17 protein-coding genes are annotated in these 24,455 nt (G+C 34.5%); 7 read left to right on the forward strand and 10 right to left on the reverse strand.

Annotation, left to right across the window (positions count from 1 at the left end; all coding sequences use genetic code 11):
- Positions 1-124 precede the first annotated feature (124 nt).
- Positions 125-781 (forward strand): response regulator, encoded by a 657-nt coding sequence (locus tag ACFRAE_RS08750; protein WP_422796764.1) that lies wholly within the window; start codon positions 125-127, stop codon positions 779-781.
- An 879-nt stretch (positions 782-1,660) separates the two neighbouring features.
- A complete protein-coding gene (locus ACFRAE_RS08755) occupies positions 1,661-2,620 on the forward strand; it encodes a manganese catalase family protein (protein WP_422796765.1) in 960 nt (319 codons plus the stop codon).
- Positions 2,621-2,775: 155 nt separating this feature from the next.
- On the opposite strand, the gene ACFRAE_RS08760 is transcribed toward ACFRAE_RS08755, so the two are convergent.
- Entirely contained in the window at positions 2,776-3,369 is a 594-nt protein-coding gene (locus ACFRAE_RS08760; protein WP_422796766.1) for a hypothetical protein, read from the reverse strand.
- A gap of 203 nt (positions 3,370-3,572) precedes the next feature.
- Between ACFRAE_RS08760 and ACFRAE_RS08765 the strand changes: the two genes are divergently transcribed.
- The 3 genes from ACFRAE_RS08765 to ACFRAE_RS08775 are packed head-to-tail and all read left to right on the forward strand — an operon-like array spanning position 3,573 to position 5,492.
- Positions 3,573-4,712, forward strand: a complete 1,140-nt coding sequence (locus ACFRAE_RS08765) for a zinc-dependent alcohol dehydrogenase (RefSeq protein ID WP_422796767.1) — start codon at positions 3,573-3,575, stop codon at positions 4,710-4,712.
- A gap of 18 nt (positions 4,713-4,730) precedes the next feature.
- Positions 4,731-5,213, forward strand: coding sequence for a hypothetical protein (locus ACFRAE_RS08770; RefSeq protein ID WP_422796768.1), 483 nt, complete (start codon positions 4,731-4,733; stop codon positions 5,211-5,213).
- A 27-nt stretch (positions 5,214-5,240) separates the two neighbouring features.
- On the forward strand, positions 5,241-5,492 hold the full coding sequence (locus ACFRAE_RS08775) for a hypothetical protein (protein ID WP_422796769.1): 252 nt from the start codon (positions 5,241-5,243) through the stop codon (positions 5,490-5,492).
- A 601-nt stretch (positions 5,493-6,093) separates the two neighbouring features.
- On the opposite strand, the gene ACFRAE_RS08780 is transcribed toward ACFRAE_RS08775, so the two are convergent.
- From ACFRAE_RS08780 to ACFRAE_RS08795, 4 genes are all read right to left on the reverse strand, one after another.
- The gene (locus tag ACFRAE_RS08780; RefSeq protein WP_422796770.1) at positions 6,094-6,822 is read right to left on the reverse strand and encodes an SDR family oxidoreductase; all 729 of its coding nucleotides are present in this window, start codon (positions 6,820-6,822) and stop codon (positions 6,094-6,096) included.
- A gap of 7 nt (positions 6,823-6,829) precedes the next feature.
- A complete protein-coding gene (locus ACFRAE_RS08785) occupies positions 6,830-9,031 on the reverse strand; it encodes a hypothetical protein (RefSeq protein WP_422796771.1) in 2,202 nt (733 codons plus the stop codon).
- 189 nt (positions 9,032-9,220) lie between these two features.
- On the reverse strand, positions 9,221-11,062 hold the full coding sequence (locus tag ACFRAE_RS08790; RefSeq protein WP_422796772.1) for a glycoside hydrolase family 15 protein: 1,842 nt from the start codon (positions 11,060-11,062) through the stop codon (positions 9,221-9,223).
- A gap of 14 nt (positions 11,063-11,076) precedes the next feature.
- Positions 11,077-13,290 carry a bifunctional alpha,alpha-trehalose-phosphate synthase (UDP-forming)/trehalose-phosphatase gene (locus ACFRAE_RS08795; protein ID WP_422796773.1) on the reverse strand — a complete coding sequence of 738 codons (2,214 nt, stop codon included), beginning with the start codon at positions 13,288-13,290 and terminating at the stop codon, positions 11,077-11,079.
- 1,007 nt (positions 13,291-14,297) lie between these two features.
- Between ACFRAE_RS08795 and ligD the strand changes: the two genes are divergently transcribed.
- On the forward strand, positions 14,298-16,772 hold the full coding sequence (gene ligD / locus ACFRAE_RS08800) for a DNA ligase D (RefSeq protein WP_422796774.1): 2,475 nt from the start codon (positions 14,298-14,300) through the stop codon (positions 16,770-16,772).
- Here ligD and ACFRAE_RS08805 read toward each other — a convergent pair.
- Together ACFRAE_RS08805 and ACFRAE_RS08810 are read right to left on the reverse strand one after the other, a co-directional pair.
- Positions 16,769-17,524, reverse strand: a complete 756-nt coding sequence (locus ACFRAE_RS08805; protein ID WP_422796775.1) for a Ku protein — start codon at positions 17,522-17,524, stop codon at positions 16,769-16,771. The two genes, ligD and ACFRAE_RS08805, sit on opposite strands and share 4 nt — an antisense overlap.
- A 195-nt stretch (positions 17,525-17,719) precedes the next feature.
- Positions 17,720-18,610: an SDR family oxidoreductase gene (locus tag ACFRAE_RS08810; protein ID WP_422796776.1), complete on the reverse strand. Its 891-nt coding sequence runs from the start codon at positions 18,608-18,610 to the stop codon at positions 17,720-17,722.
- 794 nt (positions 18,611-19,404) lie between these two features.
- Here ACFRAE_RS08810 and ACFRAE_RS08815 point away from each other — a divergent pair.
- A complete protein-coding gene (locus ACFRAE_RS08815) occupies positions 19,405-19,854 on the forward strand; it encodes a hypothetical protein (protein ID WP_422796777.1) in 450 nt (149 codons plus the stop codon).
- 464 nt (positions 19,855-20,318) lie between these two features.
- On the opposite strand, the gene mobC is transcribed toward ACFRAE_RS08815, so the two are convergent.
- From mobC to ACFRAE_RS08830, 3 genes are all read right to left on the reverse strand, one after another.
- Positions 20,319-22,322 (reverse strand): conjugal transfer protein MobC, encoded by a 2,004-nt coding sequence (gene mobC, locus ACFRAE_RS08820; RefSeq protein ID WP_422796778.1) that lies wholly within the window; start codon positions 22,320-22,322, stop codon positions 20,319-20,321.
- Between the two features lie 68 nt (positions 22,323-22,390).
- Complete coding sequence (locus tag ACFRAE_RS08825; protein WP_422796779.1) at positions 22,391-23,680, reverse strand: relaxase/mobilization nuclease domain-containing protein; 1,290 nt, start codon at positions 23,678-23,680, stop codon at positions 22,391-22,393.
- Positions 23,668-24,057 carry a plasmid mobilization protein gene (locus ACFRAE_RS08830; protein WP_422796780.1) on the reverse strand — a complete coding sequence of 130 codons (390 nt, stop codon included), beginning with the start codon at positions 24,055-24,057 and terminating at the stop codon, positions 23,668-23,670. The genes ACFRAE_RS08825 and ACFRAE_RS08830 overlap by 13 nt, the downstream gene beginning before the upstream one ends.
- Positions 24,058-24,455 lie beyond the last annotated feature (398 nt).

Here is a 24,455-nt window from a genome sequence, read left to right on the forward strand (position 1 = left end):
GATAGGTAATTTAGTTTAGAAGGAATTTGTAAAATTCTGAATCTATCTCCAACAAACAATCTTGATTTTTTTTTGTTTTTTATTTGAGTCATTTAGGAAAAACATACTAAACTTTTATTAATATATGATTAAAATAATTTTGGTTGAAGATCATGTTGTGGTGAGAAATGGCATAAAACTTTTATTAGATTCTTCTGGAGAATTTGAGATAATAAATGAGGCAAAAGATGGATTAGAATTATTAACAATTCTTTCTGATTCTACAAAACCTGATATAGTTATATCTGATATTAATATGCCTAAGATGGATGGGATACAATTAACCAAAGAATTAGGTGAGAAATATCCCAATATTCATGTTATCCTATTATCCATGCTAAATACCGCTGATCAAGTAATCGATGCTTTTAGTAAAGGTGCTAAAGGTTATTTGGTGAAAAATGTAGGCTATCAAGAATTAATTTTTGCAATAAAACATATTGCTAAAGGTGGTAAATATGTGAGTGAAGAATTGTCATTGCTTATGATGAATCATTTGGCAACTTGTACTAATACTGGAAATAATAAGAAAATAGATCACTTAGGTTTAGATTTAACAGAAAGAGAGTTAGAAGTTTTGCAATTAATAAGTGATGGTTATACGAATATGGAAATTTCTGATAATTTATTTTTAAGTAAACGTACGGTCGAAGGTCATAGGCAAAATCTCATAAATAAATTAAAGGTTAGAAACTCTGCCGAACTAATTAAATTTGCAGCACAACATAATTTAATTCAATAATGTGTTTTGAAGTTACTCATTAAAAGATTCAGAAAAAATTTTGGATGGAACGACTTTAGAAATAGTGAATTGTATAATATAAGCTTTATTCATAATTAGTTTTTGCTGATTTTATTCTGATTTAATACAAAATAATGATATGGAAAATTCTTGCTGTTTATTTGCATTCTTTCATATATTACATTTTTGGTTCATCTGAATTTCAGAATTTCCCAAAAATTACGTTAACTCCTTCAAATTTTTAGAAAGAAATAAAAACGTTATTTTCTGAATTTTAACTTTTTAATGGTTTTAATTGTTTCAATTAAGATACCATTAGATAAATGGTCCAGAACTGAACATGTTTAGTGGAATTTAATATAATATTTACAAAAACTCAACTATTTTATAGAAATATTGTTCCTAATTATATAAGAATAAATTAAACAATATCATTATGAAAAAATTTAGGATAATTATTAGCTCAAATATTATATGGTTAAGTTTATTTTCCTGTACCAATAATAATTCTTCAGAAAAGGAACGTTCCATTGATTCTATAAATACGATGCCCCAAGATGGACAAGATTTAAATGATAGTATAAGTCAAGATACTTTATCTAGCGACTCAATAATACTTCCAACTCCTGTAAACTAACAGTTTAAATATATTCAATTAATTAATAATTAGCTTCATTTTTAAATACCTAGAATGATGTCATGTTTTTAAAATTAGAGGATGGCTTTAACAGGTAATCCTCTTCTTACATGACCTTTTACGAGTAAAATACCTAAACTCAGCATAAATACTTAAAGAGTAATCCATTTGAACGATTGCAATATATAAGATGTTCAATGTTTAGTAAATCACAAATATTCACTTATAAAAACTTTAGTATTATGTTTTACCATGTTCAAAATCTTATACATCCAATTGTGGATGATCAACCAGATCCTTCAGCGGCGAATGCTCTTCAGGAAGGACTTGGCGGGCAATTTGGAGAAATGCGCACCATGATGCAATACTTGTTCCAAAGTTTTAATTTTCGCGGTAATGGCATTCCTTACTTAGACCTTATTCAAGGTGTAGGAATAGAGGAAATTAGTCATGTTGAACTAATTACAAAGACGATATCTAAATTGTTGGATGGTGCTCCTGAATACCATGGGAATAAAATTGATACACCTGGTGCAGGGGGGAAGGCCACAATGAACCAAGCCAAGGAAGCACAAAATCCACATCATTTTATTGTTGGGGCGCAATCTGCCTTACCAGTAGATGCGGCTGGCAATCCATGGAGTGGATCCTATGTACATAATCACGGCAACTTGGTGTTGGATCTCATGGATAATTTAGTATTAGAATCTACTGGACGTATACAAAAATCGCGTATTTATCAAATGTCTTCCAATAAAACCTTAAGGTCTACGATTGCTTTTCTGATCGTACGAGATGAAGCTCATCAATTGGCTTTTGCGAAAGCATTGGAATCATTAGGAGTTGATTGGGGAAAAGTATTGCCAATTCCAAAATTTGATTCATCCGTATATCCTGAAGTAAAAAAGTTGATGGATCAAGGTATTCATAGGGAACAATATACTTTCCGCTTGGATGGGTCAGAAATGGACAAAATTTTCAAAGGTTCCTCCCCAAGCAACGATGGATCAGAGTTAATAACCATGGCTGAGCCAAAAGTAAGTTATCCTAATTCGATTGGGGTCGAGCGTCCCGAAGAATTTGCTCCAGGTTTAGATCCCGAACTAAAAAATTTGGCAGACGCATTTCTTGAATTTAAAGAAACAACGTTAAAAAATATGGAAAAAAAAGCAGGACCCAATCCACGGAATAACCAAGATTAATACTTTGTAGATTTCTGGGTAACTATTGGGCTATTAAAACTCATAGCCCAATAGTTATTATTTTAGCCGAAGTTTATAGAAGTGATTTTAATGAAAATTTATAAGGAATCTTTAATATATTTTTACCTGAATATATTTATACATCCATACTAGAACTACTTTTTGGCTAAACCATCTATTAGAGCTTTCCATTGGGGATAGGACGCCCCTAGTTTTGCTCCAAAACCGACTAAAAAGTTTCTGATATTATCTATTAATTGATCATTGTTTGTATTGATGATTTCATTTCGTCCAGCATATTGTAATTTTAAGATATTATTCTCTTGCTTGATTAGAATATTTGAGGAAGAGAAATGCTTAAAAAAGTGAGCGATATCTTCTTGATTGGTTATAGGACTAGGCGAAGGGTGCAAGGAAATAAATGTTTTTCTTTTATTATTATGATCTTGAATTTGCAATTCGGTTACTTTTACCCAATCATAGCCTCCACCTGAAGGTAGGCCTAGTCCAGGAATATCAATTCGTATAAAGTCATTTTTTTTAACTTTTCGTGATTGAATTTCATTTTTATCATTAACTATTTTAAAATCCGCCGATATTCCATTGGCAATCTTCTTCCAACTATTGACAGTCAATAACTTTTTAACAACACTACGATACTTATGATATGCCTCTGTTTCATTAGCAAAAGTTAATTGTGTCGAATAATCTAAGGATTTCCCTACCGTTTGTTTTGGAATTTTATTCATAAACCATAACGTTTTGAGGTATGAACAAATGAGTGGTTTAATTTGTTGTCTTAAATAATGATGTTTTACATATTCGAGTATAAGTACGGATAATGGAAATATTTATACGTTTTCGTGGTTTATTTTTAAACTTAATTTTGAAACTATAGGTTCTTTATATATAAGTAAAATACTTTTAATATTCATGTTTAAAAACAACGTTTATGAAAGCAATGAACTATCGAGGTCCTTTTAGAGTGCGAGTAGATGAAAAACCAATGCCTGAAATTAGGCATCCTCGCGATGCGATTGTCCAAGTTACAAGAGCTTGTATTTGTGGGTCTGATTTGCATTTATATCACGGCATGGTCCCAGATACTCGCGTTGGAAGTACTTTTGGTCATGAGTTCATTGGTATAGTCCGAGAGTTGGGCAGCGCAGTGGATAATCTTAAAGTAGGTGATAAAGTGTTAGTTCCATTTAATATTTCTTGTGGTCAATGTATTTTTTGTTTGCAGGGTTTATATGCTAATTGTCACGAATCTAATACGATGTCTACTGCCGCTGGGGGCATATTTGGATATTCGCATATTGCTGGAGGTTTTGCAGGTGGACAAGCCGAGTATGTGCGCGTTCCATATGCTGATTTTGGGCCTACAATTATTCCAGTGGATATGGATGATGATGATGCTTTATTATTAACTGATGTATTACCTACGGGCTATCAAGCTGCGGAAATGGGTGGGATTCAAAAAGGTGATACCGTAGTAGTATTTGGCGCTGGACCTGTTGGAATTATGGCAGCACGCTGTTCGTGGTTATTTGGAGCTGAACGGGTAATAGTGATTGATCATCTAGATTATAGATTAGATTTCGTTAAAAAGTACGCAAACTGTGAAGTATATAATTTCAAATCAATTGAAGACCCTGTTTTGTTTTTAAAACATGTTACGAATTGGCTAGGTGCAGATGTATGTATAGATGCTGTTGGATCTGATGCTTGTGGTAATGCTTTACAAACATTAACTGGAAAAAAATTACTTGTACAAGCTGGTTCAGCTACAGCTTTACATTGGGCTATAAATTCGGTAAAAAAAGGAGGTATTGTATCTATTGTAGGTGTTTATGGTCCTACTGATAATTTAGTGCCTATAGGAAATGTTTTGAATAAAGGTATAACAGTTCGGGCCAATCAGACTTCCGTTAAAAGATTGTTACCTAAGTTAATTCAACACATCCAAGATGCTATTCTAAGTCCAAAAGATATAATTACCCATCGAATTCCTCTAGCAGAAATCGCAGATGGTTATCGAATCTTTTCATCGAAATTGGATGAATGTATTAAACCAGTTATTATCCCCTAATTAAAAAAGATATTAGTCATGAATAAAACAGTAAAAAATTTAAATAAACTCAATGGATGGGGAATAGATGAAGATAAACGAAATGATCCTACCTATCCAATGCGAGATCGTTATTCTGGTGTGAAACCTTCAAGGCCTGAACAGCAAATTGCCCAAATGGAGATCCTTCATTCAAATGAAAGACCCTTTTATTCTGCAGTTTTTGGGGAAACCATACCTCCTAAAGGTGTGAGTGGTATCTTGCGTCGGTATGCTTTTAAATATAGTGAATCACGCTATAGACATTGGGTTCCTTTATTGATTGCAGATCGTATAAATGTGATTGAAGGAATTTTAGCTGATTTTAAAGAGGGAAAAGTTCCCAATATTTATTTAGAGAAAGGGGGGGGTGCCCTTTGGAAATATGATAAATTAAAATTTGTAAAGGTTTTTGCAGGATACGTGATTGCAACAATCGCGATTGCTTGGTCTGTTCGAAAAACGTTCAAAAGAAATTATTAATATTATTTTTCTTAAAATGAATATTGTATGGAATTGGATATTTTAAATAAGCTAAAAATAATAAAAAGTATAAAGAATACGTCTAATGGTACTGTTGTTGAAAGTGTCTATCAATTATGTTCGAATAGTGAAGATGTATTATTAAAACTAAAAGAGCTTCAAAAAGCCTATGAAAAGAATTTGTGTTTTGAAAAGCTTCATGGATTAAACGATCATTTATCCCTTAGCTATAGACATTTAGATTCAGGAGATGAGATAATATTCTTTACCTCTCATTAAATACTACCAAATCTAGGAATGCTCTTCATACTTTTCACACTTTGCCGAAATTTAGTGCCAATATGGATGTTTTTAATTTTCCTCCTGATAACAAACCTTCATAATTTAAACAACCAATAGTATTACTGTTTTAAAATATATATTCAAAAAATATATTATTAAGTTTACGCGGATCAAGGAAAGTAAATCTTCTTATTACAAGGTTAATCAAACTCTCTTATATGCAAATTTATTTGATTCCTCGATTTCTTTAAGTATTCATAATTAGCATGTGAGTAATAGGACCATGCAAGCACATAAATAAATGTTTTAAAGTATTACACCAAAGCATAGAAATTTTAAATCTAATACTTTTCTCCATTTATCAGAAGGTAGAAAAATTTGTATGTAATTTTGTAAATTCAATATTCTATTGCGAGATATGCCTAACATAATGAATAAGAATTTTCGGCTATCTTAGATTCTATAATCATTAAAACAATTAAACTTTCTGCCTGCTCGCTAAATGATGAGCGATCTCACAGGTAGGGAAAATTTTTATGACTAAACTTATATGGGTTATGGCAATCTCTTAATAATTTTTATTATTAGAGGTGTACAATTAAATAATTTGTTTCAGTGGCTTAACTTTTAATTCGCATACATCAATACGTGGGTCTAAGCGCAAAATTGTTAATACTAAATCTGCTATGTCTTCTGCCTTTAACATTTCAAGTTTTTCTTGTAATACAATTTCCTCCTTTGGAGATGTAGACTGCATATCGGAGCCGCATAATCCTGGTTCAATTAATGCAACACGAATATTTTTAGGATTGAGTTCTTTTCGTAATGCTTCACTAAATCCTTGAATACCGGATTTTGTTGCAACATAGCCCGAGCTTTCAGCATCTTTAGTAGTGGCACTCATGGAACCTATTTGGATTATGTAGCCTTCTATCCCATTAATTATCATCTGCTCACCGATGTGCCCTGCTAGCCACATATAAGATAGCAGGTTCGTATTTACTAAATATTGGATATCTTTTATGGATTTTCCAAGAACCGTATCGTATCCGATACCTGCATTATTAATCAGCACATCAAATGTACCGTATTGATTTTCCCAGTCCATGATTTGCTTTTCGAATATGGTTAAATCGGTCACATCGGTTAGGGAAAAAACAAACTGATCAGCTAAGTTTAATTCTTCTAAATCCTGAAGAAGATCATTCATTTTTTTTCGGCTTCTACCAATCAAAAAAATTTGGTATCCATGTTTTGCTAATAATATACTTATCGCTCTGCCTATTCCTGCAGTGCCTCCTGTGATCAATACTTTATTGTTTTTCATAAGTGAATTATTTAGTAAAAAATTTTATAATATCGTTTGATTTGATGGCGCATGACGAAGTTAAGAGGACAGGTTTTTTGTTTATTTCTACTAGGATTTTGTTTTTGTTTTTATTGTTGAGCCATAATATTCCTTCTTGATTTTCTGCACCTAATACCTTTATTTGTGGTTTATTAGTATTTTTGAGGATAAAAGGAAGTGAACAAATTGCATGGCTATCGCTTTCCAGTTTAATAACGTGATAATTACACAGGTTGAAAAACAATCCTGCCCCATAAATTTCTTGACCTATTTGCCCAACCGCTTCCCAGCCATCCCCGAGATCTTCTAGAGGAATCCAAAGCGTTGGATTTACGTATCCACTCTTACATTGATCCGCAATAATTTCTGAAGGAATTAACGGTGGAAAATAGTAAGGTAATCGTGCTAATGCATATTGTATATATTCATTAAGAAAAAAAACAAGAGTCAGATCAAGCTTTATTTTATGTTGGTATAGGATATGCATTATTCGGTGAAAGCTCGCGAGCGTCTCATGTTCTTCGAAAGCAGCTGCATACGATGATTCCTTGAGCGGAAAAAGGGAAAAAAAGGAGCTTCTTTCCTTTGCATTACCATAATGCATATACCATATAGCGCAATTACGTATGATGTTGCCCAAGCAAATCTCTGCAGCTCTCAGATAGGTTGAATCTGACCGCAAACTGTACAATTCTAGTAATGCTTCTGCCATGTAAGCCGTATTATTGGATTGATACAAGCTTTCTAAAGCTACTTTTTTAACACTATTTGCTACACGAATTGCTTCATTAAGATCCTTCTTTCGGTAAGACAATTTATAGCTTTTTAGCATAATCAGCATATACAATCCTGCCACATCTTTTTGACCATATATACCAGGATTGCCCTCACCTTTAATAACTTTTAAAGTGAAAATATGGAAAAATATGGGCCACTGATAGTCGAAGTTCCTTGCGATATTTCGTAGATAAATCAAAGATTTTTCGAACTGTTTTCGTAGCCGAGGATCTTCTAATCCATTTTCAAATAAATAGGCAAGTTGAAGTAGGGGATAGTGGAGATACCAACTATCCATAATGAAAGCTTGTTTATGTTCTTCATCAAAATTCAGCAGATAGGATTCTGACGGAAGCCAGCGATGAATTATTCCTAAGGATTCGTCGTAGAATGTCGATAAATTGCTGGATAGATGTTCTATGATTTTAGAAGCTTCACTACAACGAAATTGTTGCTGGTATTGATATAATGGTTTTAAAATAGCAGTTTGAACCATACTTTCAGGCGGGGTATTGTAATTATTGATGTAGGCATTTAAGTAACTCCATTTTTCTACTTGTTTCCAACATCCTTTGTGGTCAAACAAATCCTGCAATGATTTCTCTGTGTACTCTATTAAATTAAATTCTTTTATCTTGGGTTTGATTAATTTTGGATACAGGATGTGTAATGATTTGATGTATAATGAGTTAGCTTGTATGCTGTTTTTTGGTTTATGAGGTTGATAGATAATAAAGCTTTTATTTAATAGATAGCTTTTCTGAATCTTTAATGCTGAAATAACCGATGGTAATATAAATCCAAGTTGTGGCCATTCTATTTTAACGCAATCCCTTAATGAGGATTCAGTCACTTCAGTATAGGGAAACAAAGCACCCAAATCCTGTAAATAGAAAAGACAACCTCTTTTCCCTTTTCCAAAATCTGTGAAACATGCTCCAGTTCTTGCATTATTTTGGTCCAATTGTAGTGTAGGACATGCTGGATCAGTATAATTGGAAGTACAAATTATTATATCTCTGTTGGGATTCTTCCAATTAATAGCACGTTTTACTACTAATTTTAATTCAGTCTCCAACAGAAAAACACCCGTGTCTTCGACAATAAAGGAGAAATAAAGCTGAAAAACTCCGAATTGAGTTTGAATTTTAATTCTGTATGTTGAAAACGGATGCTTTTTTATTTCTATTTTTTCTAAATCCTTAGCTACTACGAAGAAGTTTGAAAGTGGTCTTTGCAGTAAATAATGCCCATTTGGGAGTTTAATCCGAATTAGTAGTTCATTATTACATATGAGAATTGTGAACGCACTATTCATAGCGTTGTCTTCCACTAGGATATTATAGGAATGCGTCTGCAACCTTGTTAATAGTTGAGCAATATCTGCTGGCAATGAATTCCTGGTTTCCATAGGTATATTTTTAGCGTCGCTCAAGGTTTGGTTTGTAGTTATTTAACATTGAATGTTTTAAAATGGTTGATTAGATATTTGTATTAATGGAATATTTTGTCAGTAAAAAATTCATTATTTAAAGCTGAATAATGAGGTTCAATAATTATTCTTGGAAATTCATTTTTGTACTTTAGGATTGATATAACATTATTCATTTGAGTTGTTTGTTAGCTCTTCACTTTCAAAAAAAGTAGGTCTATCTAATTTAATAGCAATGCGATAGGCCGCATTCATCAACCCAACATGACTATATGCTTGAGGAAAGTTTCCCCATTGGCTTCCGTCATTTTCATTTACATCTTCACTAAACAACATGAGATGGTTACCAAATGCTAATAATTGTTGAAATACTTCTTGAGCTTCGTCTAATCTACCCACGCAAGCTAACGCTTCAACATACCAAAAAGCACAAACTAAAAAGGTAGATTTAGGTTTTCCAAAATCATCTTTGTGGAGATAGCGATAGAAAAGGCCCATATTACCTTTTAGTTCATTTTCAAGTTGTATTAAATGCTGACGAGCTCGCTCGGAATTTGGATCAAGGTACCCCATCAGGATAAGTTGTAACGTGGAGGCATCAAGATTGGAAGATTCTATGGAATTTGTATAAACACCTCTTTCCTGATCAAAACATGATTCGATATATGTTGCAGCTTTTTTTTGTAAATTTAGAGCTATTTGTTCCATCTCTAAAAAGCCATTTTGTTTTGCAATTTTTAAGGCAGCAGTCGCTCCTGCCCACTGAAATAAGTTAGAATAACAATGTCTTTGTTGAAAATTTCTAAATTCCCAAATCCCTGCATCTTTTTCATCTATTGTGGCGTCAATTTTCGCTAAAATATAAGTTGTCCATTCCTTGGTCACAAGTTTATTTTGATTTTTAAAACGTTGATCGGTAAATAACGGTAATAAAGCAATTAACGCTTGTCCGTAAACATCATTCTGAATGTGTTCATGAGCTTGGTTGCCGATTCGAATAGGTTTGTTGCCAAGGTATCCTTCAAGATGATCTAAATGCGATTCTTCAATTTTTTTTTCCCCTAGAATCCCGTATAATGGTTGAAGTCTTCCGGTATCGGTTTGTGTAATATTGGCAATATAAGATGCGTATTTTTCCATTTCTTCAAAATGACCCATATGGCTTAATGCGGTAAGCACATAATAGCTATCCCGAAGCCAACAATAGCGGTAATCCCAATTGCGACCGGATTCAGGGAATTCGGGTAAACTGGTCGTGCTCGCGGCAATAATTGCACCGGTGTCTTCATATTGATGAAGCTTTAAAGCTAGTGCAGAACGAATTACTTCTTTTTGATAAAAGGAAGGTATAGAGGCATTCTTTACCCATTGTTGCCAATACATTATCGTCCTACCTAAGAACTCCTCACAAGTACGCTCAAGCGGCGCTTCAAAAGGGCTGCCAAAAGTTAGTAATAAATAAATAGGTTTACTTAATACATGCGGTATGTAATCAAAGAAATGGTTGATAGGCATATTAGTACTTAAACGTAATTTAGTTTCCCCATGTTCATATTGAATATGGTTGCTTCCTCGATGCTTATTAAACCTTTCTTTACCGTACTGAAGTACAGGGTTACAGGTTACTCGTAAAATAGGCCTTCCTTCAATAGGTTCAATTTTTCGGATCAATATCAAAGGTTTAAAATAGCGTTCATACTGTTCGAACCTTGGCGCAAAATCTGTAATTTTATATGTACCTTCCAGACTTTGAATGGTTGTACACAGGATATTTGTGTTTTGAATATATTCTTGTTGGCTGGATGTTACAGCACTAATTGGTCGTATAGAAAATTCTCCTCCTATTTTATCATCTAGAAGGCCTCCAAAGACAAAAGAATCTTGAAATGTTGGCCAGCATAGCCAACTGATATTAGAATTTAAATTGACATGAGCAATATAAGAACAGTTGCCAATTATTCCACTTTTGTATACATGTTTTGAGTTGGTCATATTATTAGCTTTTTTCATATTGTAGGCTTAATCTATTTGTGAGTTGGATTAGTAAATTTTTTGATAAGATCTAATACATCCAATTGGGATTCAATATAATATCTAGCTGCAGATTTTCTTCCACCAACATTTACCGTAAATGTATCTTTGGGTAACTCTAAAAACATATCTTCATCCGTGGCATCATCACCAATTGCAAAAATAAAATCAGGTTGAAAATGATTCACAATTTCCATAGCTGCCTTTCCTTTATTCAACTCACTGTTTTTTACCTCAATTACCTTATTACCCATGAGCAATTGCAATCCATGATGAGGTAATAAATAGCGCAGATTGTCTACCAATTCTAAAGAACGAAGATTTCCTAATCCGCTTTGCACTTTACGGTAATGCCAGGCTAAGGAATAATTTTTTTCTTCTACAAATGCACCAGCAGTTATATTTGCGAATTTGGACATGATATGTTTGATGGGGTATTTCCATCGTGTCGAAATATGATTTTTAGTGTGCCATTGATAATCCGGATAATTGCTCCATGCCCCATGTTCAGCTACCAAGAAGTATTTTTTTTGAGCAAACCAATTAGCTAATGTCTGTTTAGGGCGTCCGCTTATAATTACTACTTGATTATTTGGATTAGCTTGTAATTGTGCTAATGTTTCGTTTAGTTGATGTGTTGGTATTGCAGCTTCTGCATCTTTATTAAAACTAATTAGGGTACCATCATAATCTAAAAAGAATAAGTTTCGTTTTGAAGAATTGTATTGGGAGAGCATATTATTAATTATTTCGGGGCTAATACGTCGCGCTATTTCTTGTTTCTGTATAGATTTAATTTCTATTAATCGTTTAAAAAATATTTTGACCCAATGTCTAACATTGAACTTTTTGACGACTTCTAAACTGTCGTCTAGCCGTGTCCGTTGTTCATTTAAAGGCATATTGATGGCTGTTCGGATAGCTTCTCTTATTTGATGGATTGAATTGGGATTTACCAATAACGGACCGATTAGTTCTTTGCTAGCTCCTGCCATTTCACTCAGAATGAGAACACCATTATTGGTTACTTTGCTAGCAATAAACTCTTTGCAAACGAGGTTCATACCGTCTCGAAGTGAGGTAACAAGACAAATATCTGCTGAGACATACAAAGCGGATAATTCCATAATATTGTATGAGTTGTAAAAATAAGATATGGGTGTCCACTCATTTGTACCATAAACAGCATTGATATGTCCTACAATTCGATTAATTTCATCATGCAGTTCTTTATATTTGGGAACTGTATCTCGCGAGGGAACTACTAACATATAGAGTACAACTTGATTAATTAATGAAGGATAATGTTGTAATAAACTTTCATAAGCTTTTAAACGTTCAAGAATACCTTTACTGTAGTCAAGTCTATCTACACTTAATATGAATTTCTGGTTCTTATAGGAAGAACGAATTTCGGAGGCACGTTCTTGTATGGCCACTGATTGAGCAAGCTCATGAAACTTTTCGTAATCAATCCCCATCGGAAATACTTCAACATACACACTTCGCCCACCAATTCGTAAGTAATTATTTTGAATAGGTGTGCCAATGATATGCGTACAGGCATTCAAAAAATGTTGAGTGTCGTTGAAAGTATGAAAAGCAATTAAATCAGCTCCTAAAAGTCCTTGAAGTAATTCATCCCGCCAAGGTATTCCTCGAAATAATTCGTCGGGCGGAAAGGGTATATGTTGGAAATAGCCTATGGCTAATTTTGCATTATGTTTTCTAACTAATTGGGGCAATAACATGAGTTGATAATCATGAATCCATATCTTATCGGAATCCAATAAGTTTTGTTCAAATATTTTCTGCGCAAATTTTTCATTAACTGTACTATAGGTTTCCCAATAGAATTGTTCATAAACCGCATAGGATGGGTGATAATGAAAAATAGGCCACAATACTTCATTCGAGAAACCTTCATAGTATCCTTCCAACTCGCCTTCTGTAAGAAATACTGGAATTAGATTCAAAGAGGCGAGCTGTGTTGTAACTACTAATTTTTCTTCTTCATTGTGAGGTACAAAGCCTGGCCAGCCAATCCATAAACTACCTTCTTCTTGGTATATAGAATTTAGACCTGTTGCTAAACCACCTTCGCTTGGAATAATATTTAATTTTCCATGTTGTCTTTCTATTCGAATGGGCAGTCTATTTGATATTATAATAGTTCTTTTTGTACGCATAATAGGATGAAAAAACATGTGAAAATGATCGGTTAAGCTAACCTTGGGGGACTACATGGGATTATATATGGAACAATTTAAAGATCCAATGGTTTTATATGTTTTCAACTAGGTATTCTATCAAATTCTGATTCATGCTATTTTGTTTTAGCAATTTTCATTATTTGATGCTTAAACCTTTGACGCGGATCCTATTAAAATTGCATCCTTATTAAGGAAACATAATCCGAAGCATGTAAAGACCCCAAATAATTCTGTAACCTTCTTACGAACTTCACAGCGTATAGTAGATCAAGTATTTTTAAAAATTTGCAAATAGCATTAGTGGTACTGATTTACTTATAGGCTTCTTGAAATGATTAGGCAATTCAGTGGGATTTTGACAGTCCATTTTGCAGATGACTTGTTCCTTGTTGAATTTATTAACCGATTTTTTAATTTCAAGTTGGCAAATACATTTTCGTGAACTTTCTCTAAACATAAACTTAAAATGAATGATTAAACTAACATTTGAACAGTTTATTAGTTACTTCGTTGATAAATGAGTGAAAATATTTAAGATTAATTGAAATCGAGGAAGATTTTAATTTAAAATTTATTTTCTTCTATAGAGGATGAGTTTATTGAATTAATCAAAAAAAATAAAATTTAAAAAACATCTCAAATTGAACGTGTTGGCTTGATGAATTGGTAGGAAAATTCGAAATTAACCATCAGGCATTTTAGGTTGAAATTTAATCTATTGTTTTATATACATGGATTGTTCCTGGGGGTAGAGGCAATTCAATATCCCCAAAACTTTAATTATTTTGAAAAATAATTCACTCGTGGTCGATAGTTATTATTAAAGAGAATCCAAGGTACTTATTGTGTTACTAAATTATCAGTAGGGTTTTTAAAGTCAGCTTAGTTAAGTGAAGATCCATTAATCATGGATGACATTATCTTGGGACTTATTGGTTTGCCTAAATGTATTGGTTTTTTGTGACAAACATTTAAATCACAGCATTGTTTTAAAGTAACTTATGGCAAATCTTGATTCGTATCATCAGAAACGTGATTTCAAAAAGACAAAGGAGCCGAAAGGAATTTCGAGAGCGCGTACTGGAAAAGTCTTGAAGTTCGTGGTACAGCGGCATCATGCTAGTCGATTGCATTATGATTTTCGATTAGAGTTAAATGGTGTGTTAAAAAGCTGGGCAGTTCCCAAAGGACCTTCTTTAAACCCAAATGATAAGCGGTTAGCTGTTCGAGTCGAAGATCATCCAATTGAATATGCCCAATTCGAAGGGGTTATACCCAAAGGAAATTACGGGGCAGGTATCGTACAAATATTCGATACGGGTCATTATGATTTTGTGGAGAATAAAAATGAGAAAGATTTTCTTGATCATCTAGAAAAGGGTTCAATAAAATTTCGCCTGCATGGTCAGCAGTTAAAAGGCGAGTTTGTTTTGGTTTGCATGAATAGCTCTGAGAGTAAAAATTGGTTGTTAATAAAACATCAAGATCAGTATGCTACCGATGAGCCTTATGAGTTGGAAAAATTGAATGGTGAGAATCTTGCTCCTCAAGCGAAGCAGTTTAAAGTGTATGATCATAATTCAAAACTAGCTCTGGGTTGGAAATCTGACACCACTTGGCGAGTCTTAGATCAGGCAATAAGGCCAATGTTAGCAACGCTAGTTGCTAAGCTTCCTGATACTGATGATTGGATTTATGAAAAGAAATATGACGGTTTTCGGGCGTTTGCAGTTTGCAAATCTGGTAGAACAAATTTATTTTCCCGCAATGCAAATCTTTTAAATAAAAAGTTTCCAACTTTGATTCGTGAGCTCAATAAACTGTTAAGAAATTGTATTTTAGACGGAGAAATTGTTTTAGAGGATTCGAATGGGAAAGCCTATTTTCAAGGTTTACAAAAAGGGGAACCTATAGCAAAAGCATTCAGTTTGCGGTACTATATTTTTGATATTCTTGAAATAGACGATATTAACTTACGATCTTACCCTTTAAAAGAACGAAAAGAAGTACTTCAACTTCTGATGAAAAAAACGAAGTTAAAGCACCTCTCTTTTGTAGAAGCATTAGACCCCAAAAGTACTGTAATTTTGGCAACTGCAGAAGCTAATCAATGGGAGGGGATTGTTGCAAAACGAAACAATAGCAACTACGTAGATGGTCAGCGTTCGAACTCTTGGTTGAAATATAAAATAAGAAACAGTCAGCCAGCCGTCATTTGTGGATTTACACAAGGGAAGGGTTTACGTTCGGGTTTTGGTGCACTAATTTTGGGAGCCTATGAACAAGGAAAACTGAGCTATATTGGAAATTGTGGTAGCGGATTTACAGAAATTGAATTGAAGGAACTACAGCAATTATTATTGCTTCACCAGATAGAGTCAAAGCCTTTTGATAGGCGGGTGAAGGTTTCCAATGAGTCCCAAGCAACTTGGGTAAAACCAATACTAGTTTGTGAAATTTATTACTCTGAATGGACAAATAATAGACAATTACGGCATCCCGTTTATAAAGGATTACGGAGGGACAAATTGAGTAAAGAATCGACTACAGAGTTTATCTCTCCAAAGCTCTTAGAAAAGGAACGAATTGTTTCTATTGGTAGAAAAAAAGTAACCATAACCAATCAAAATAAGATATATTGGCCGAAGGAAGGAATTTGCAAAGGTGAAATGTTAGCCTATTATGAACATATGGGTAAGTATCTATTACCATATATTAAGAATAAGCCGGTTTCACTTCATCGATACCCTAATGGAATAAAAGGCTCAAGTTTCTTTCAGAAAAATGTAGAATTGCAGCAGTTACCTTCCTGGATAAAAACTGTCCCCATTATTTCCAAAATAAGTAAAGAGAGTGTGAATTATCTTTTATGTAACGATTTAGCAACTCTCCTTTACATCGCAAATTTGGGGTCAATCGAAATTAATACCTGGTTATCTAGTTATAAATCACCAGAAAAGCCAAAATTTGGGGTTTTGGACTTAGATCCTAACGGAATGGATTTTGATGAGCTTAAAGCTGTTGCAAAAACCTGTAAAATAGTATTGGATAAGGCAAATGTTCCTGCATTTATAAAAACTTCAGGATCTACAGGTTTTCATATATTTATGCATGTCAATGAACAATATGATTATAATGTAGTTAGAGATTTTATACAATTCATCGCACAGCTTGTCCATGATCAACATCCCGATACAACGAGTTTATTCCGTGGGGTTAAACAGCGCCAAGGTCTCATTTATCTTGACTATCTACAAAATAGGCAAGGTCAGACAATAGTAGCTCCATATTCGGTTCGTCCTAAGCCGAAGGCGAGTGTCAGTACACCTATTTTCTGGGAAGAGCTAAATGAGGATATTCACATCGCTGATTACAATATCAATTCATTGCCTGACCGTATTAGAACACTACCAGACCCATGGATGGATATTTTTAAATTGAAAGTTGATATTAAGTTTGCCTTAACGAAATTTTAAGCCAAACTGGCTTTCAATTTTTCTAATAAATCAGATGCTTTGGTATTTTCTACATTGATTTGGCGAATGGTTGCACGCTTTCCTTTACTCTTTTGCTTAATTATCTTTAAGAGCTCTTTGCTATATTCGTTTTTATAAGACGATATTTCAAAAGGTTTACTATTGGCTTTGATTAGTTTCAAAGCCATATCCATTTCTTGCTTAGTCAAAGGCACCATATCACTATTTTTTATTTCCGTAACAGTTCGAATTTCTTCATTGAAGCGTAACTTGTTGAGCAGTAATATGTTTTTGTAAGGTTTAATAATTATCAAGTGTTCGACATTGCGCATGACAAAGGTACCCAATCCAGCGGTCTTTGATTTCTCCAAGGCTTTCAACAATAGTTTGTATGCTTTCTCACCGGTTTTTTGTGGTTCAAGGTAATATGGGGTGTCGAAATAAATGCTATCTACTTCCTGAAATTTGACGAAAGTTTGTAAATTGATCATCTTATTTTTCTCAGGCATGGCGTCTTCGAAATCGGCCTCTTCTAAAACAATGTATTTATCTTTTAGAAAGTAGCCTTTAACGATATTTTCCCAAGTAACTTCTTTACCTGTTTTCTCATTTATCCGTTTAAATTTGATATTGGAATGATCTTTTCGATCTAACATATCGAGGTCTAAACTACTCGATTTTGTTGCGCTATAAATCTTAATTGGAATATTTACTAATCCAAATCCAATAGCTCCCGTCCAAATTGCTCTCATAAAAATCCTTTTTTAAATTAACAACTAATTGTCTTGAAGGTTCTATTCTTTTTTCCACTTTTGGCGCTATCTATCCGTGATGGTAATGACAAATATTGATCTGTACGATGTTGGATTTCCCTGCCATCTCCGCGCTTAATCCTGTTATCGTGGTACAATAATTTTTTAGAAGCGCGGTCTTTACGAATATATCTTTTAAATTGTTATGCGACCTCCCGTAACAGGAATAGTAGCACCTGCAATATAAGAGGCTGCCTCGGAAGCTAAAAACACATACACTGGTGCTAATTCAGCTGGCTGAGCGGGTCTGCCCAATGGGGTATTTTCTCCAAAATGTTCATGATCCGAAATGGTGCTCGGAATTAAGGGCGTCCAAACTGGACCGGGAGCAACCGCATTGACGCGAATGCCAATTCCATCTTCCAGAAACTTCTGAGCTAAATTAGAAGTTAAATTTTGGATAGCAGCTTTGCTTGCGGCATAGGGAATTAGGGTAGGGTTTGGGGCATAGGCGTTTACTGACGTCGTGTTTATTACGCTGCCACCTTCGCGAATATAATGTTGTGCATGTTTGATTAAATAAAACATTGCACTTAAATTTACCTCAAACGTCATGTTCCACTCTTCAGCCGAAATCTCTTGTAGGTTTTTATGACTCATTTGATATGCAGCATTATTGACTAGAATATCAATTTTTTTAAATTTGGATACCGTTAATTGTATAATTTTTTTACAGATTTCCTCTTTTCTAATATCTCCTTTAAATAGTATAGCTTGGCGCCCAGCTTGAAGTACATAACTTTCCGTATCCTGCGCATCTTCATCTTCGATATCATCCTTGTAGCATATGACTATATCAGCACCTTCTCGTGCCATCGCGATGGCTACGGCTTTACCTATTCCAGAGTCGGCTCCGGTGATGATGGCTACTTTGCCGAGTAATAAATTTGATCCTTGATACGTATCTTCCCCGTGGTCTGGACGAGGATCCATTTTATTGGTTTGCCCGGGTGGAGATTGATTTTGTTTTATAAATGGCGGAGTAGGATAATGATTTTGATGGTTGCTTTTTTTCGTTGTTTTCATACAATAAGAAATTAATGTATGATAAGAACAATTTACCCAAACAATCGTTCAAGAAAATAATTAAATGGTTTGGAAAATGGTGTCGTATTGTGATTCCAGTATTGATTAATCTTGTTAAATTTTGTGTATTCAATATTTAGGTAATAATTCAATTGTAAATAAAGTATTTTATCAGTTGAAACCTATAAAAATTTAGAATCAAACATCAACATTTGGTAGAGTTTTTAAGGGAGAAGTTGCGTTAGCCGTATTTTGAAACCTCATAAAATCATTACTTATTTTATCGGTGAGCTAGATAATTTAAGCAGGATTTTAAATCCCATAAAAGAAATAATAAATTTGAATCTTCCAAGAAACAAACCCCAATTCACGGAGAATTCTTATCAGGATGGTTGGCAATTCAAGGTTTTAGTTTTTTATTATTTTGCAAAGGATATCTCCTTAAACGTAAACTGGCAATACAATAACTTCAGCAGTTAAATTTTAGCTCAAAAGGCGTTTTGGTGAACAATTAAACGATTTTCTTCTAAAGCCTTTATAACACCCTGTATTTTAACTTCGAACAGATTACTTAACTCACTTAATACCCCTTTATTTTTTGTTGATACTAATTATTATCACATTTTCTAACTCATATCTCTGGATGATATATGTACACATCACTTTATAAAAACATGCTTGCAGCTGCATTGTTAAAATAGCTATTTTAAGGTGGTTAATACAATTCGTAAATGTAGCAAACCTGAATAAATACTCGTACTAATATGTAACCATATTACTTAAGTAAATAAATTATGATAAAATTTTTATTAATTTTCGCTCTTTTAAATATTTTAGGAATAATCTCCTGTTCTAAAGAAAATGTTAGCCATAGTGAATTTATAATGGATACGAATCTTATTACTTCAAATTGTGGGGGGTCAAAAATTAAATTCACAAAAGATAGTTTATTAAGAGATTTAAGTCTGAATAAATGTATTACCAATAATCTTTATTTAGTTGACAAATCCCTTGAAGCGGATGAATTCCATCAAATTCTAACCTTCATCGACGCATTAGAATTAATGACTTTAAATCACACATCTGAAGCTTTGACCAATGATAATTCTATTATTGAAATTCTCATTCAATATCATGGAAAAAAGAACCGATTTTCATTTGGGATACCTGTAAAAAAAGCAAACGAAATAAAATACCAGAAGTTTTTAAACTTTATCCTTGACAAGTATAGGATTCAAAACTAATCCAAAATTAAATCCTACAATATTAAAAATAATCTAATTCATTAATATGAGAAATGGATATTGATACTTCTTGTGATACATTGTTGGTATCATCTTTCAATTTATTTTAATTTCAAGATTGGAAAGGAGCTATAGGTCAAATAATTTATCTACCTAAGTATTTGATTGTTAGAATATTATTTCTTCTCACTTTTACCTTTGACTCTTTGGCTTTTTGTATAACCGCATTATATTATAATCTGTTTTGTATGCTGGAGTTTCCTGCTAAAATTTACTTAAAATAATGCAATGTAAATTAAATATTCAAACTAGGTGGTAAATAAACTTCCTTTGCTAGATTACTTTCATTGATATAAGGATAGTAACTACTTTTATTAAAATATATTCTTATTCTAGACTTATGGTATAGAAAGTTCCCTAATTTTTCTATTAAAAGACATTTTATTCTTAATATTTCTTTCTTATCATTTTGAAATATCCTTTTTCTTAATCAATATATGCGCTAGGGTAGGTGTATTTAAAATTCGCTGTATCTCCTGGAAAGCTAATTCTTGAATATCTTTCTTTATCTGATTGTAATTTATGTTTACTTGGTCAGGCGTTATCTGGCGAATGATGGGCATCTTTTTATAGTTCTGGATTTCATGTTCTAATTTATGATGATCATTTACTATGGAGCAATGGAACGCTTTAAGGTTTATCTTATTGTTCGGGTTATCGGCTACCATTCCAACAAATTCTCCAGAACTCAGGGACGAAATTTTGGAAGCAGGAATGGCACTTTCAAGCTGCTTGGAACGACTGATGGAAGTATCGGCGCTACTCAGGGAATAGCTTTCCCTATCTTGCATAATCTTGCCGAAGCGTTCAGTAAGTTGTTTTGCGGTATCTCCATTTACCTGTCCAGCGATTACATTTCCAGAGATGTTCATGATGACATCGGACTGCTCTCGCCCATAATCTTTGCGCAGCTGGCTAAGGTCCTGAATGGCTAAGGTTGTTGAAACGAGGTTATCGCGTGCTGTAGCGATGAGGCTATCGATGTTGTTGAGATAAATGGTTGGAAACTCATCGAATATTAGGCTTGACTTTATTTTACCCTTTTGATTGACTAGTTTGACGAGTCTATTGATGTATAAGGATAATACGGCACCGTAGATTTGGACTTTCTGGGGGTTGTTTCCCATGGTCACAATCTTGGGCTCATGGGGATTATTGATGTCTAGTTTAAAGTCATTCCCCGACAGGATGTAATAAAGCTGCGGTGAGGAGAGTCTTGCCAGGGCAATCTTTGCTGAGGCGATCTGTCCTTCCAGTTGTTCCATGGCATCATTCAAGTAGGCCATTATGAAGGGATTAATGAGCACTTCAATCTCCTTTTCTATGCGAAGTATGGAGAACAGGGTATCGTAGTCTAACTGCAGCAGTTCTATCACATGGGGAAGCGTACAATATTCTCCCTGACGATAATTTCGCAGGTACCAAATGATGGCCGTTAAAAAGTTAATGGGTGACTCGACGAAGAAATCACCCTGGCGTTTTATCCACTCTCTATTTAACCCTAAAAGAATGGTTCGAGCACTTTCGGCGGCATCTGTTATATCGAACATGGAGCTAGGATCTAGGGGGTTGCAGCGGTTTGAGCGGCTTAGATCGTCGAAGTTGATGCTGTAAAATTTTAGGGGTCCACCCTGAAGGGTATTGTATTTGAGGTAATGATTGTAGGCAATGGTGGTTAGGTCATCGAATTTGAAGTCATAGATGAACATGGAAAATCCTTTTTGAATATGCTGAGTTATGATGTGCCTAATGATGAAATATGTTTTTCCAGACCCAGGTGTTCCCAATACCAATATTCCGCGGAAAGGGTTGATGATATTGATCCAGCTTTTACGAAATTTATTCTTCAGCTGGTATGTTGCGGGCAGGTTGATGGAATATTCATTCTGCAAGCATTCTTCCTGTTGGGGAAATGTTTCATTCTGCTGATTAAATATATCTTGATTATCCATTTTGGTGTAAATAATTCTAGAGATCAAGGTTCCGCCTGTTAGGAATAACAAAAACACTATGCTTGTTAGCGCTATGTAGCTATACAGTCGAAATTCTATGCTTGCAGGCATATACCAAACCCAATAGCTAATGAAATATCCAATTAGTCCGAAAAAAAGGTAAAGAATGGGTTTTTGAAGCTTCAATTTTTCATCTTTTTTTCCTTTAGCCCCAAGTAAGGATATCGCTAAAAAGAAAAGTATCAAAAACTTGCATGTCAGTTCGTTAGTGAATATTCCGGTCCTCTGCAAAGTCAGCATGATGCGATCAATAAAATGATGATACCATCCCAAGCTCTTAAAAATACTGTATCCTATTGCATAGAAATGAAGTAGGAGTAGTGCTATGGCTATCCATCGGGTTAGGTCGACTATCTTTCGCAGTGCCTGTTCGTTTTCTCCTGTTTGTAGCGCCATTGTGGATTTATTAATTATACATGGATGACTGTTCTATTACAGCGTTATTTTTTTGCATTCCCTACCTGTCAGTTGCTAATCCTTTGTTTCCGTTTTTTCTTACGTTTTTTAAAACCATAAGGAATATAATCTGCTGGTGACTGAGTATGCTGTAGTATCTCAAGCGGGTTTCTAGCAAGCGATAAAACACTGAAGTGATTAATCATTTTATCACCCACGGTAAACCCCTTAGTTGTCATGCGATCTATTTTAATCAATTTGTATGCTTTATGATTTAGCGAGAGGTTCTGAACTTTGACTGTTGGCACATGAAACTTCGCAAGTATTCCTTTGGCGCTGTACATTTTTCCGAGCTCACTACCATTGAAAACACACCGATTCTTATGATCTACATAGCTCAAGCCGTAAATCAAACCATCTGAATTCTCTCGCAGAACTAAGTGAATCGCCTGTTGCTGAAGCCTAATTTTAAGCTCTTCCATATCCTTAACATTTCCTTGCAAGGCTTTATCAATGGCGTGTATGGTTCTTGCTTTGAGCTGTTTTCGATCTACTTGATTTTGCGCAAACAGAAGATTTAATTTAGCCAGTGTTGGTCTATTGTAAAAGGCACTTGCCTTGATGGGCACACCAACCGCTTGACCATGCTCATTCAATATGCGAAACAGCAAACCATTATTCCTAAAAATCCTCGAACGCTCACTCCCTCGATCAGCCATTACATTGAACTGCCTGAGCACGGCATTCAACTGGGAAAGGCTGGTAAAATTATAGGAATTCAATACCTCTTCAAGCACATTCTGAATGGCTCCCCGCGTCTCTATCTGGCCATATTGTACTCTAGCCACCTCTACAGCCTTGGGCATATGCGCTATCTTCAGCCTATGGTCTTTTGCATTAACCAAATTAAATTGCTGCTCAATAACACACCTTACCTTTTCCGAGGCATTACGCCCAATGTTGTGCATATCTATGCGTCTCCCATCGGAGCGCACCTTGGTGCTCACTAGATGTATATGAGGATGTGCGGCATCGAGGTGCCTATAAATAAGAAATGGCTGATCGGAAAACCCAATACCTTGCATGTATACTTTAGCCATTTCAATTAACCTGCCATCGGATAAATCTTTATCTGTAGGGTCGAAGTTTAAGGAAATATGAACGCTATTTCGAGTTACCTTGCTATTTAATGCCGCTTGCTGCATGAGCCTATTTAGGCGCATTGCAGAAGTCATCTCATGAGCATCCATGGGGTAGTTTATGGCCGCCAGGCATGTTGCTGCACCGATCTCTACTTTGTTTTCATTGTAAAGAAATATCCGGCGAATGGAACTTCCGGTTTTTATCACAGCAACCATGCTTCCCCCATTTTCTGTATGAGTGTTTTAATCTCCACTAACTTATTGGAAAGTATCTTGTTTTGGAGCTGTTGATTGAGCATCCAGGCCTTCAAATCTGCATGAGGAGGGAAGGTATGAAGTTTCTTAACGGCCTGATTGAGGTTGACCCCAATGGCATTGAGCTCATTGCGCAGCTGAATGAGCATAATCATGCTCTCATCGATGGACTTATTTCGGAAAGATTTGATGATTGGCTTACTCAGTAAAACCGAACGAAGATAATCGCTGATTTTCCTATTGGTTGACTCTCGCCAACGCTGTTCCAGTGTATTAAATTCCGCATCAGTTAACCGAATGCCAACAATTCTGGTTCTATTTTGACTTTTCCTTTCCATCACATTCCATCTTCACTATACCAACAAAAAAACCTTAAACCATCAAAACCACGAGTTCCGAGTGAGGTTTTCCAATTCGGTTGTTAAACAACCGGACATCTTGCCGATTGCACAAGAATCAGCAATCCATTTAAATAAATTTAACGTAGATAAAAATAAAAAGTATTACCCGATTGAATTTTAATCAGGTAGGAATCAAAAGAAAAATTTGCAACTTGAAAAACACGTCTTGAAAATTTATTGGTAGTTAAGCAATGCAATGTTTTTAAAATGAGGATGGTCATAATTTTATCTGATATAATAAACCTATATTTTTTAGAGCGTTCCCTTTTTTATTGATTCGTAATTTTGGATTTTCCTACCGAAGAATCCATAAGGGATCGTAATTATTCACTGTT

This window comes from Sphingobacterium sp. HJSM2_6 (assembly GCF_049316305.1).
Taxonomy (GTDB): Bacteria; Bacteroidota; Bacteroidia; order Sphingobacteriales; family Sphingobacteriaceae; genus Sphingobacterium.